The sequence below is a fragment of the Aquirufa sp. genome, assembly GCF_964796385.1.
On record NZ_CBAUBA010000020.1, the window covers coordinates 1 to 13,574 of the forward strand.

Annotated in this window: 9 protein-coding genes; 7 read left to right on the forward strand and 2 right to left on the reverse strand. The window is 38.2% G+C overall.

Features of this window, described 5'->3' with window-relative positions:
• The 4 genes from AC1W6K_RS07455 to AC1W6K_RS07470 form a co-directional block, all read left to right on the forward strand.
• Positions 1 to 878, forward strand: an 878-nt coding sequence (locus AC1W6K_RS07455) for an adenylate/guanylate cyclase domain-containing protein (RefSeq protein WP_481947009.1), incomplete at its 5' end; no start/stop codon positions are given.
• Positions 875 to 1,747 carry a YitT family protein gene (locus tag AC1W6K_RS07460; protein ID WP_395784584.1) on the forward strand — a complete coding sequence of 291 codons (873 nt, stop codon included), beginning with the start codon at positions 875 to 877 and terminating at the stop codon, positions 1,745 to 1,747. The genes AC1W6K_RS07455 and AC1W6K_RS07460, both read left to right, overlap by 4 nt.
• Before the next feature lie 351 nt (positions 1,748 to 2,098).
• A complete protein-coding gene (locus AC1W6K_RS07465; protein ID WP_481947010.1) occupies positions 2,099 to 4,198 on the forward strand; it encodes a PVC-type heme-binding CxxCH protein in 2,100 nt (699 codons plus the stop codon).
• Between the two features lie 48 nt (positions 4,199 to 4,246).
• Positions 4,247 to 4,615 carry a high-potential iron-sulfur protein gene (locus AC1W6K_RS07470; protein WP_481721098.1) on the forward strand — a complete coding sequence of 123 codons (369 nt, stop codon included), beginning with the start codon at positions 4,247 to 4,249 and terminating at the stop codon, positions 4,613 to 4,615.
• A gap of 54 nt (positions 4,616 to 4,669) precedes the next feature.
• Here the strand turns inward: AC1W6K_RS07470 and AC1W6K_RS07475 are convergent, their stop codons facing one another.
• Positions 4,670 to 6,040 (reverse strand): hypothetical protein, encoded by a 1,371-nt coding sequence (locus AC1W6K_RS07475; protein ID WP_481947011.1) that lies wholly within the window; start codon positions 6,038 to 6,040, stop codon positions 4,670 to 4,672.
• 238 nt (positions 6,041 to 6,278) lie between these two features.
• Positions 6,279 to 7,559: a M14 family metallopeptidase gene (locus AC1W6K_RS07480; protein WP_481721102.1), complete on the reverse strand. Its 1,281-nt coding sequence runs from the start codon at positions 7,557 to 7,559 to the stop codon at positions 6,279 to 6,281.
• Between the two features lie 247 nt (positions 7,560 to 7,806).
• On the opposite strand from AC1W6K_RS07480, the gene AC1W6K_RS07485 reads away from it, so the two are divergent.
• The 3 genes from AC1W6K_RS07485 (at position 7,807) to AC1W6K_RS07495 (ending at position 13,574) form a co-directional block, all read left to right on the forward strand.
• Positions 7,807 to 11,022: a SusC/RagA family TonB-linked outer membrane protein gene (locus tag AC1W6K_RS07485; RefSeq protein WP_481947012.1), complete on the forward strand. Its 3,216-nt coding sequence runs from the start codon at positions 7,807 to 7,809 to the stop codon at positions 11,020 to 11,022.
• Positions 11,023 to 11,039: 17 nt separating this feature from the next.
• Positions 11,040 to 12,443, forward strand: a complete 1,404-nt coding sequence (locus tag AC1W6K_RS07490; RefSeq protein WP_481947013.1) for a SusD/RagB family nutrient-binding outer membrane lipoprotein — start codon at positions 11,040 to 11,042, stop codon at positions 12,441 to 12,443.
• Positions 12,444 to 12,533: 90 nt separating this feature from the next.
• Positions 12,534 to 13,574, forward strand: a complete 1,041-nt coding sequence (locus AC1W6K_RS07495; protein WP_481947014.1) for a hypothetical protein — start codon at positions 12,534 to 12,536, stop codon at positions 13,572 to 13,574.

A 13,574-nucleotide genomic window follows, 5' to 3' on the forward strand; every position in this document is an offset into this window, starting at 1 on the left:
CAAGGAAGTTAAACGGAATAGATCCCATTGAGATTGGTATTGGTATTAATCGAGGTAAAGCCATTGCAGGGAATATTGGATCAAAAGATCAAATGAATTATACCGTCATAGGTGATGCGGTAAATCTAGCTGCCCGGCTATGTTCTAACGCAGATGCAGGTCAAATTCTTGTTTCGGAATCTGTTGTTTCTGAAGTCGAAAATTTAGGGCTTTTTGATTTTCAAAAGTTAGAGGCAATAAAAGTAAAAGGGAAAGAACAAGAGGTCCAGATTTTTGCACTTGTAAAATGCTTCTGTACGCCTAAAGTGCTGGAGGTGCATGATTTAGTGCTTTCTGATTTACTAATCAACTTAGCTCCTGATTTGTACTACCATTGTATTTCGCATACGGTGGATGTATTTATAAGCGCTCGTAAAATTGCTATTTTAGAAGGTATAGGTGAAGATGATTTAGAGCTATTGTTAGTTGCTGCTCTTTTTCATGATACCGGTTTTTTAGTAAAAGCGGATGGACATGAGGAAATCTCATGCCAATTTGCCCAAGATCATTTGTTTAGGATTGGCTTTAATAAAAATCAAATTGATCTTATTTGTGGCATGATTATGGCCACTAAGATTCCGCAAAAACCACTGAATAAATTAGAAGAAATTATCGCTGATGCTGATTTAGATTATTTAGGAAGGAATGATTTTTTTACCATTGGAGATCAATTATTTAATGAATTACAAGCAAGAAAGGTTGTTGACAATGTATTTGATTGGGATCAAATTCAAATCAAATTCTTAGAAAACCATCAATACTTTACGAAGACTTCCCAAAAATCAAGAGCAACACAAAAAGAGAAACATTTACAATTAATAAAATCAAAATATTCATGAGTACTCATTCAACCAAAGAAAATATTCAAGATTTTTTCTATTCAGTTTCAGGCATTTTGTTTGCTGGATTTGCTTTAAAGAGTTTTTTAGTCCCTAACCATTTTTTGGATGGTGGAGTGACAGGAGGGGCTCTTTTAATTCATGAAACGTATCATATTCCAATCACCATGCTGGTGATCTTGTGTAATGTGCCATTTATCATCATGGGTGGATATTTAATTGGTAGAAGTTTTGCGATACGCACTTTATTAGCAGTTATCGGTTTGGCATTGGTACTTACATTCGTCCCATATCCTGTCATCACTTCAGATAAATTATTGGTTTCTATTTTTGGAGGGGTCTTTTTAGGCTTAGGTATTGGCTTGGGGATGCGCGGAGGTTGTGCCATTGATGGGATTGAGGTATTAGCATTGTATACACTAAAGCGTTCCGGTTTTACGATCTCAGAAATTATTTTAGGTATTAATGTGATCTTATTTTTAATCGCTGCGATTGGCTTAGGAATGGTTACAGCACTTTATGCTATGTTGACCTATTTTATTGCCACTCGGAGCATCGATTATGTGGTGGAAGGTTTGGAAGAATATATTGGTGTTACGATTATTTCCAAAAACCATGAGGATATTAAAAAGGCTGTCGTCATGCAAATGGGAAAGGGTATTACGGTTTATAAAGGGGAGCGGGGTTTCATGAAAGATAGTTTTGAAATCAGTCATCCTACCGATATAATTTACACCATTATGACGCGTTTTGAGGTTAGACACTTACGTAATTTAGTACTTGAATATGACCCTAATGCGTTCATTTTTACCAATATCATCAAAGAAGCAGCTGGTGGGGTTTTATTGAAAAGAAAAGGGGATCATTAATTTAAAATAATACATAAAGCTATTTTTGGGTCTTGATTTAACTCTTGAAGCTTAGATTTAGTTTTATTTCTGGTGGTGCCAAAGGAATTTATAGATTGTCTTTGGTGAAGATCAGTAAAAAGATGAGGTGGTGATTCAAGCCAAGATTATCTACACTTTAGACAAAATTTAAACTCAAAAACAATCAATTATTACACATAGTTTCAACAAATGAGTCCAAGTAATATGGGGTTTGACCAGTAATTGGGTCTTCTGAATTGTTTTAATTTTAAAATAGTTAATTTAACGAGTGGAATGACCTATTTAATTGAAAATCTCAATCATATTAATTAAGTTTTGAAGACTCCTTTAATGAACAGAAATATCCTTTTATTACTAGCATTCATTTGTGTAATGACTGAGAGTTTGGCACAGAAATATGCCCCACCTCTTAGTCCCGAAGAATCCATGAAAAAGTTGCAGGTGGCCGAGGGGTTTTCCGTTGAATTATTTGCATCTGAACCCCATGTCTTTGATCCAGTTGCTTTAGAATTTGATGCGCAAGGAAATGCCTATGTCTTAGAAATGCCCGATTACCCCTATGAAGTTGAGCTCGGAAAAGGCCATGGCCGAATTCGCTTGTTGAAGGATACAGATGGAGATGGTAAAATTGACAAATCAATCATTTTCGCTGAAAATATAACAGAAGGGACAAGCATACTATTTTGGAAAGGGGGGGTACTTGTAACCGCGGCACCTCATATTCTATATGTAAAAGATACCAACGGGGATGGCAAATCAGATACCTCGGAAATTTTATTTTCAGGTTTTTTTCAAAACAATTCAGAAGCTCAAATTACCAGCCTAAAATTAGGTGTTGACAATTGGATTTACGCAAATAACCATGGCCAAAATGGGAAAGTAAGCTTCGCGAAATCACCGGAAATACCACCATTAGATGTTAAAGGTGCCGATTTTCGATTTAGATTGGATCGAAATGTTTTTGAGCTTGAAACTGGTTCAGGACAATTTGGACAAACCATTGATGACTGGGGACATCGCTTCTTTACGGAGAATTCAATTCATGTCCAACAATCAATTATTCCTTGGCGCTATACGCACAGGCATGCCTATCTTCCCATATCGAAATTTAGTACAAGTATCACAGATCACGAAGAACATACTTTTCAAGAAACTCAACCTCCCTACTGGCGGGCGGAAAGAAGTGCCCGGAGAAATAAATCATTCAAAGAAGCGAATTTGAATCGGATCGAATATGCGGAAGACCGATTTAGTGGGTCGACCGGAAGTACCATCTACCATGGTGATGCACTGCCAAAAGAGTTTTATGGTAATATTTTCACGGGTGATGTATCAGGAAATTTGGTCCATCGGGATATCCTAGGTCCAAGTGAAACAAGTCCTATCATGGTGGCTAAACGAGCTGAATCTGAAAAAAACAAGGAATTCATCTCTTCCACCGATCCCTGGTTTCGCCCCATTACATTCTCGGTTGGCCCTGACGGATACCTATATATGCTTGATTATTACCGTCAACATATTGAAACACCGGTTTCGATTCCTGATGATTTAAAAGCCGACATGGATTTTATGGCAGGTAGTGATATGGGGCGAATTTATCGGGTTAAACCGGCTAACAGCCCTTATAAAAATGTTAACATCAATCTAAATGCTGTATCAAGTATCAAATTACTTACTTATTTAGCTTACGAAAATGGATGGTACCGGACGCATGCGCATCGTTTGCTTATTGAACGTCAAGATAAGTCAGTCGTAAAATCAGCTAAACTTCTATTCAATAAAAGTAAGGATCCAAGAACGAGATTGCACCTTTTATACGTGCTGGAGGGTTTAAACGCATTGGACTTAGCAGTCATTAAAAAAGGGTTACAAGATTCTTCCCCAGGTGTTCGTGAAAATGCGTTAATGCTAGCTGAACGCTATTCAGAAACTCTTCCAATCATATTAAACATGCTAAATGATTCGTCCCCAAGGGTAAAATTACAGGCTGCCTTAAGTCTCGGGCAGTTTAAAAGTCGAGAAATTATCGCTGCATTTTCAAAACTTATTCAAAGTCAAGGAGAAAATGAATGGATACGGGTTGCGGTTTTAAGTTCAGAGATTGGCTCCTCTCCAGAACTTTTGGAATCTTTGGTAGGCCAAAATGCATTTTCTCCAAATTCTGAAAATTGGAAATTACGTTTTTTACAAGACCTTTCTTATACTATCGCGGCTAGAAACAATAAATCCCAAATGGTATCCTATTTAAATTTGTTTTCTCTTCCTACCATGAGTGATTTAAATTTACAAACGGCTGCACTAAAAGGACTTAAATTAGGATTCACTAAAAATGGCGCCTCAAAGGAAATCGCAAGCCAACTAAACACAGGGTTAGCGTCTGAAGTAAAGGTTTCTTTTCAGACCTTGCGTCAAATTTACTCAGCACGCTAATTTCAATTCCTTTAGACCACAAATTGAAAATGAGCAAATTGCACTAAAATGATAGCGAATAAATATGCACGAAGAACCTTTCTTCAAAGGCATTTGAGGTTGGGTTACCTACTGACAGGATCAGGAATTATTCTGAGCCTTAAATCCAATGCGGCAAAAAAGCAGCCAGCCAAAAAAATAGTGCCCCAAGATGATCCTAAAAATCCATGCGATGATCTTTCTAAAGTCAGTGCTGATGAAATTGCGAAGAGAAAAAAATTGGCCTATGTAAACCAATCGCCTGTTGAAGATAACCAATGTGGAAATTGCAACCTTTTCATACCCGCTCCTGATAAGCCATGTGGCGCATGTCTCTTATTTAAAGGCCCAGTTAGCCCTGCGGGCCATTGTGCTTATTGGGCTCCTATAAACGAATAATTATACAGGATTCCATTAAAGAGATAAATACGTAAGGATATGCCTAATTTTTGATTAATGTAAAACCTTGCGAATTGCTTTCATTAATATGGCCTCTGCCTCTGCAGTAACGGCTGAAGCTTGTCCAGTTTCGTAACCACCTTCTGTGTAAGCAATCGAATTTCCAATGTAACCCATCCCATAATCTCCATAGCCAGCTACGGCAACAAATAAATCTTTGCGTTCAGCTTTGGCTGCCAGTTGATATTCAACAAAAGGCTCACCAGGTAGATGAAGGATTTTCACATGTCCCATGGTTAAACAAGAAATATCAATCTTTTTGCCAGATTGAAGACGCCTTAACCAAACTAATTTTGATAAATTATTGGCTAAAAATACAGCTGTCTCCGTTTTCATTTTTGCCTCCAGTGATTCAATATGAGTTGCAGGAATCAAAGCGACCGGTTCGATGTTCCATTGAATGGAATTTGATTCTATACGTTCAAGTTGGGTTTGATCCCATGCTCTTTTCATTCCATCAGCCAAACGTTCGGCCAAAATCAATCTATTTTTTTTATCTCCATCATTGTATTTTCCTGCTGTTAGATTACCACCTGCTCCGTTGAAATGAATATGAAGTGCATCGGGAACGGCCAATTGGCGTAAAAAACGAGCAATGCCAGGGAAATCAGGATTAGCCACCCCAGTTCTGTAATAACTTTGGGGATGTGAGGCATAATAACTTAAAACCGCAATGGGTTTATCATTATTCCAAAAACTAATCAAAGAGACCATGGGGTCAATTAATCCTTCGGGTTCAGCACGGATAGCTGGATCAAGGGTGGCTGAAGTTCGCGAAGCTTTGGCTTTACCATCAGGCCCTATTATCCGTCGATTGGAGGCAACTTGATATACAGGGGCTTGTCCTTTCCCGATGTGTGTAAAGGGTACTGCAACAGAAATAGATTTCTGGATGGCAAGACCGAGACGTTTAATCAGATCTCTTGTATAAGTCCCTTCAAAAGCGTTTGGATTTAAGCCTGCCTCTTGCATTAATTTCTCCGCCCCTAAATCGGATGTGGGGGCATCATGCTGATGAATGGCATGCACAACAACCCGCTCAGGAATTGTAGCCGCCGCCTCAGCCATAACGCGTTTAAATTCATCTTGACTATCATTACTGACCCCAATCCAATCTACTGAGCACATGACAATCGGTAGCCCCGCCCCTAAAATAACGACCCCTTTCGCGCGCAAACCTAAATCCCAGTCATTAACCATGGGATTATACGTTAATTCAGACCCTACCGGTGGTGTTGCGTCTATATCGAATAGCGCTAGCTTTAGGGTTGGCTGTACGGATTGCGCATTACTTAAAACAGCATGAAGCGCAAACACACAAATAAAAACGAAACGAAAAAGCAAAGCATTTGATTTGTAAAACATTCCCTAAATTTTAGACCTATGTTCAAAGCATGAGGTTGAAACATTCATTTTATCCAAATTTAAAGTTTCCTACTAGTGCTTATTTTTAAACAATGTTAAAGAAAATATCCATTATGTAAAATTTATGTCAAATTTCTTGTCTACTTACAAGTAAGTCAATCAAGTAGTCGCCTCACAACTAGATGCCTTTAAATTAGTACAGGATTTTGAATCTTTACAGCTTAATGGTAAATCTTTTTTATTTCAAATATGTTAAAGACAAAAGCATTAATTTTTCGGCGGCTGTCTTTGATTTCAATCTGGTAAAATCACGTGACGTGTTATCGCCAACTTCATAAACTAGTGCTTCTGCGTTAAATTCCCGATTAAAAAATGCTTTAGAAATTACTCCAGAGGTAGGTTTGCTTCCTCTCGCATTTACTTTATAATCTGGAATTGTCTGTTCCAACGACTCAAACCAACGTGTGATTAGTCCGTCCATGTTGGTGGGCTTTTCCGTGATATTTGTGTAAAAAATATCATCCCAAGTTGAATGAAAGTCAATACCAAAATAAAGTTTACGTTGGGTTCCAGTGAGTTTTTTTCGCAGGAAATCACGCACAATTTGTGTTTCAGGTTGGTTGAAATCCTCCCAATCCCGATTGAGGTCAATTCCCCCCGTGTTATGTCGCCAATGTCCATTATCAACTCCATCCGGGTTCATCATAGGGACCACATAAACGGTATATTTTTGTCTGAATTTTTTCGCAGTTTCAGAATCCAAGCAAAGCGATTCCACAAATGCCTGCAAAGCAAATTGACCCGTAACCTCAGGTGGATGCAAACGCCCAATAACAATCATAATCTTCGAGTCCGACTGATCTTCGCCGATACGCAAGCATTGAAATGGTCTATTTTGGGGTGATTTACCAATGATTTCGCTCGATACAAATTTATTTTTCAGAATTCCTTTCGACCAATCAGTGACAATCGACGAAGTCATCAGTTCTTGCGCAGCCACCCAAGTTGTCTTGCTATCTACACGAACGCGCACAAAGGCAGATTCCGATAACGCATTGTCCTGGAAATTTTGGTTTTTAGCTTGAGGATCTTTGACTAAGATACAATCGGTTGAATCAACTACTTGCCAAGTTTTACCATCCCGACTGATCTTTGGGAAATAGCGATGTTTGGCATTTAAATAGGTTAGGTGAATCCATATAGTCTTCGGAGTCTTACTTGTTACTTTAAACGCATACCAGGGACTCGGATTGATGGGGTAATTTTCTGCAGCTATGATCGCCGTGTAAAGTGTATCATTATCTTGCGTGATTCCGTTGAGTCTCGCTCCGGCAAAATCATTATCAAACGTAATATTCCCTAAGGTTTGTTGGCCAAGCCACTGCGGAATAATCGCATGGTTTCGCGTATCTACTTTTCCAGTACTAGAGGCGGATTGTCCCTCAAATTTGGGTTTTGTTGTCTGTGAAAAACCTGTAAAAGTTAAGAATACTAGGAGTGCAGTAAATAGTTTATTCATTTTAAATTAGCATCTATGATGCATTAAAGTTTCAGTTGGTTACATTCTTGTTTTTAATGAATAATTTCAAGAACGCTTATTTTGTGAATGTTTAAATCAGAAAACGTCAAAAAATTTCCATTAATTAAATAAATAATTATACAGGTAAAAATGATAATAAAACAACAATTAGTTTCAAAAAAGTAATATAAGTTTTAAGTTTGATTTCTATTAATTTATTTAAAAAACCAATTCACCCTAAAAACACATGAATTTAAAACTACCAATTTTACTTCTTTTATTGTTTTGTACGTTCGCGGGTTTCGCCCAAAAAACAATTAAAGGTCAAGTAAAAGATGACAAAAGCCAAGAGGGGTTACCCGGAGTTTCTATCTTAGTTCGGGGAACTAATGTAGGCACATCGACCGATTCAAATGGTAATTTCTCTCTCAATGTTCCAGATAATGCTAAAGAACTTAACTTTAGCTCTGTTGGATACAACGCTAAAGTTATTGCCATCGGAACCCAGGCATTTATTAATGTTTTATTAGCAGAAGATGCTGTAAATCTACAAGAAGTTGTAGTTAATGCGTTAGGATTTAAAACCAAAAGAGATCGATCTGGTTCTACTTCTTCAAGTGTTTCTGCAGAAGCAATTCGGTCAAGTGGGGAAGCCAATATTTTGAATAGTCTGGCAGGAAAGGCCTCGGGTGTTAAAATTTCTCGTGCCAATGGAGACCCGGGTGCAGGAACTAATATCCAAATTCGTGGAGCAAATACCATTGGTGGTTCTTCGCAGCCTTTAGTTATTGTGGATGGCGTTCCGTTATCCAATGACAACCTGTATGGTTCAGGAAGTTCACGGTCAGGTGGGGTATCCCAACAATCCCGTTTGAATGATTTGAATCCAGAAGATATCGAATCTACACAGATTTTAAAAGGTGCTTCGGCGGCTGCTTTATGGGGTTCCAGAGCAGCAAATGGTGTTTTGGTGATTACCACGAAGCAGGGGAAGTTAAATCAAAAAATGAAAGTTAGTTATTCGGCTACCTATTCAATGGATGAAATCAATAGAAAACATCCCATGCAGACTACTTTTGGTCAGGGTACAGGTGGAAGGTATAGTGCAACGGCTTCCAATTCTTGGGGAGATAAAATTTCTGCAAGATCCGGTGAGCCAGATGTATTTAATACGAAGGGCGAATATTTCTTAGGTAATGACGGGCAAAGATATTACCCTATCACGGCTAAAAATTCGAAAGATGTCTTTGTTGATCAAAACTTCGATCAAGTTTTTCAAAAAGGCTCATTCTTAGAGCATAATCTTAGTATTTCTGGTGGCAGCGGAAAAACAACCAACTTTTTTAGTTTAGGTTATTTAGGGCAAGAGGGTATTATCAGGAATAGTGATTACAGTCGATTTACCATGCGATTTAATAATCAGACATTCTTCAGTAACAATGTAAATCTGACGACTAAGGCTAACTACATTAGAACGAATAGTAATCGAATTCAACAAAATTCAAATACGGCGGGTCTTTATCTAGGCTTACTTCGTCAGCCAGCTGATTTTGATCAAACGGCTTACATTGGTACTCACTTTTCAAGTGCAGGTGTTCCCACTGAAGGTAGACAAAGAAGTTATAGAAGGTATTTAGGAAACAACATCAATCCATTTTTTAATAACGCATTGTGGACAATTAATGAGCAAGAAGCTACTTCAGCCGTTGATCGTTTTAATGCAAATACCAACCTGAATATTAATCCGATCAGTTGGCTTAACATCGACTTACGCGGTGGTATCGATACCTATATTGACAAACGTGTTTACTTTGCACCAATTGGTTCAGCGAGTTTTAATAACGGTAGATTAGATAATGAGAACTTCACTAATTCCGAAATTAACTTAGATGCGATCGTGCGTGCTGATTTTCCGGACTTAGTAGCTGATAAAGTTGGATTTAATGCTACCGTAGGTTTTAACGTGAACGATCGAAATAGAAATAATTTGTATGCTAATTCGCGAAATTTTTTGGTGAATAGTAGAATTCAATCATTCTCCAATAGTGTTGCTCCTTTTGAAGTTTCCAATAGCACTAACCGAATTAGGTCAAATAGATTGTACTCGATTTTCGCATTTGATTTTTACAAACAAGTATACCTTAGTTTTTCAGGCACTCAGGAAGCAGCCTCTACGATTAAAGGCAACTATTTTTATCCTTCCATGGATTTGGCTTGGCAGTTTTCACAATTGCCAAACATGACCAATAAATTACTCTCGTTTGGTAAAATAAGAATGTCTTATGGGCAAGTAGGTGTTCAGCCCACTGCTTATAAGTTTGGTACTACGTATGAAAAGTTTTCATATTTAACTTATGATGATGAGCTTGATGTCAACGAGTTTGGAGGTGGTTTCAGACTTAATGATGATCAAGGTAATGATGTATTGAGACCAGAAATTAAGACTGAGATGGAGTTAGGTACTGATTTACGCTTCTTTAAGGATCGTTTAAGCCTAGGTTTGACGTACTACAAAAATGAAATTAACGATATCCTTCTTGCTGTCAATTTATCTCCATCTTCTGGATTTTTGTCTAAATATGCCAATGCAGGTAGAATGGAAAATAGAGGTTTGGAGATTGATTTAGGATACAAGATTATCGCACAAGCTAATTATGGCTTGGAATTGTATGGAAACTGGAACAATAACAGAAACAAAGTCTTAGATCTAGCAGGGGTAGATAGAGTTGCCTTGTCAGACCAATCCATTACCTCCAATGCAATCGTTGGCCAACCTTTAGGTATCCTATTCGGAAGTAAAGCACTTAGAAATGATGACGGTAGTTTGGCATTAGATGCCAATGGATTTCCTAAACTGGCTCCTCAGCAAGGAATTATTGGTGATCCGAATCCAGACTGGAGAGGTGGCTTAGGACTCAAAGGATTTTACAAGAAATTAAATTTCAATGTGTTGTTTGAGACCTATCAAGGTGGAGATTTTGCAGAAAGAACGCGTTTTGTATTAAATGCTTTCGGAACGTACGGAGATACAGGCAATGAAGTTACTTTGACAAAAGATACTAAAAACTCAGCAGGAAGAGTTTTCCCAGCTGGAACTACCTTGCGTGGTAACCTTTTTGATTATGGTGGAGGCGAAGTATTACTAGATGAAGGCTGGTATAATTCACTTGGTGGTGGATTGGGTGGATCAGCCATTAACGAGTTCTCCATCACGGATGGTAGCTGGACGCGTCTTCGTGAAGTTTCACTAGGTTATAACCTGGGCGGTGCGAAGTTCAAAAAAGCTACCAAATTTGACTCTGTTGATTTATCAGTTTCGGGAAGAAATCTATTTATCTGGACGAAGGTAAAAGGAATTGACCCAGAAGTAAATCAATCTGGTGTTGATAATGGATTTGGTATCGAATATTTCACGAATCCAAGTACACGTTCGTGGGTATTTACTGCGAAGTTTAATTTTTAAAATCTTAATTTGAAACGATGAAAAATATAAAATATGCAGCTCTATCGCTATTGTTAATATTTAGTGTAGGGTGTGAAAAAATAGTTGTAGGAATTAACGATAATCCAAATGAGATTTCCTCAGATTCCTTTGAAGCTGGTGTGTTGTTACTTAGAGGAATTGAAATCGCTAATATCTCTGTCCAAGCTGGACATGGTACGCGGATTGGTGGTATGTGGACTGGACAGACCAGGGGTTTAATTTTGTTGTACAAAAGTATAGCAGAATATAATATTTCTGCTGAGGAAACTAATAATATCTGGCAGAATGCGTATCAAGGAGTTGTTAAACAAGCCAGACTTTTGAGACAACAAACCGCATCAAGCCCGAAAGCAAAACAGTATTCGGGGATTACAAAGGTTCTGGAAGCACATACGTTGGGTACTATGGCAAGCTTGTTCGGAGATATTCCTTATACAGAAATAGCGAGAGAAGAAATTGCTGACCCTAAATTTGATAGTCAAAAATTTGTTTTTGCTCAATTGCAAATTTTGCTAGATGAAGCAATAACGGATCTGGGTGCTGCTCCTAATACAGATATTCCTGAAGATTTAATTTATGCTGGAAATACTGTGAAATGGATTAAGGCTGCCCGTACATTAAAAGCACGCTTGTACATGTACACGCGTGAGTATGATAAGGCAAACCAGCAAGCATTATTAGGTATTCTTACGGCAACTGATGCTATGCTTTATACACCTCCGGCAATTGGTTTAGGAAGTACAAATCTTAATTACAAAATGGTTATTGAACGCGGAGGATATTGGGGCTTTACTGGATCGTATCTAGATGATTTATTAGGAAAAGGACGTAACAATGCCAAAACTCAGGAAAATGCACGTTTGGCTTACTATCGATTTGATGGAGCATCGGCTACGAACAATAAGGGTATTGCCGCAATTAATACACCAATGGTGTTAGTTGGCTTTGAAGAAAACCAATTAATTTTAGCCGAAACGGCCGTTAGAGCTGGAAAAACAGCTGATGGACTTGCTCAATTAAACAAATTAAGAGCGTATTTAACTGGCGGTAAGGCATTTTTAAAATTGAACGCAGCAGACCCATTAAAATATGATGCGTATGTATTAGCCGACTTTGAAAAAGGTGGCATGGAAAACCTAGATGGAATTCCTACCGATAGAGCTTTACTTCGTGAAATTATTGAGGAAAGATATGTATCTGGTTTCACAGGTTTATTGGCTTTTGATGACTTGAGAAGATTAAGTTCGAAAGAAAAAGATATTGCTGTATTACCTCCATATAATTCTCCAACTATCAAGCAATATCCGCAACGCTTCATTGTGGCGCAATCAGAGCTTAGTGCCAATCAAAATGCACCTAAGGATCCAGGAATATTTAGCGTTACAGAAGTAAATAAATAGTTAACTGATTGGTTAAATTCCAATTATTTATAATTAGCAAAACCCTCCAAGTACATTAACTTGGAGGGTTTTGTTTAGCCTCCTAAAACCATGAAATCACTTCTTCACTTTTTGGTACTCAGTCTTTTTATTCCGATGTTCGGAAATGCCCAGGATGAAAAGCCAGCAGCGATCGAAAGAGCTTGTCCCAATGTCTTTTCTTTCAAAAAGAATGACAAAACGTATTCGTTTCGTTATGCCAGTAATCATCCGATAGCTGAGCAGAATAAAAAAATTAAGCAGTTGGTGATTTACATTCATGGGGCGAGACGGAATGGATTGGACTACTATGAGTGGGGAGAAAAAGCGGTCAATGCAGCCAATAAAAAAGAAGAAACACTATTTATTTCACCCCAATTTAATTCAGAGAAAGATTTAGAGGACCACAAGCACGATTCGTCCCATTTGTTTTGGGTAAAGAATAATTGGCGAATAGGCGATGAATCGGTATCGAGTACGAAACGTGCCATGGAAGACTCATTCAGCAGTTTTAGTTTAGTTGATTCGTTGATCGCCCGAGCTTGTGACAAAAAGCTTTTTCCGAGTCTGAAAAAAATTACCATCATTGGTCATTCGGCCGGAGGACAGTTTGTTTCCCGTTATGTGGGCATGACGCCTATGCCTTCGATCGCTTCGAAATACAAGTTTAATTTTATCGTCATGAATCCATCTACCTACATGTATTTAGATGATCGAAGACCTGTAAAAACGGAAACTGGTTTAACGTTTATCAAACCCGATACCAGTGGTTGTCCTGGTTTCAATGATTATCCTCGGGGCATGGACAAGCTAAATCCGTATGCTTCCCTAGTGGGTGTTGAAACCATCAAGAAACTATTCCTGAATCGAGATATTCGATTTATTCTGGGTGAGAAAGATGTCAATATGAACGATAGTAGTTTAGACAAGACATGCGAGGGCAATATGCAAGGGCGTTTTCGTTTAGAGCGGGGGCAATATTTTTATGATTACGTCCAACTGTTTTCCCCCAAAAAGAAACTATACCAAATGGCCGTTGTACCAGATGTAGCTCATGATGGAGATAAAATGGTTAATTCTAAGGAGGCTCGTTGGCATATTTTTGGTATGTAG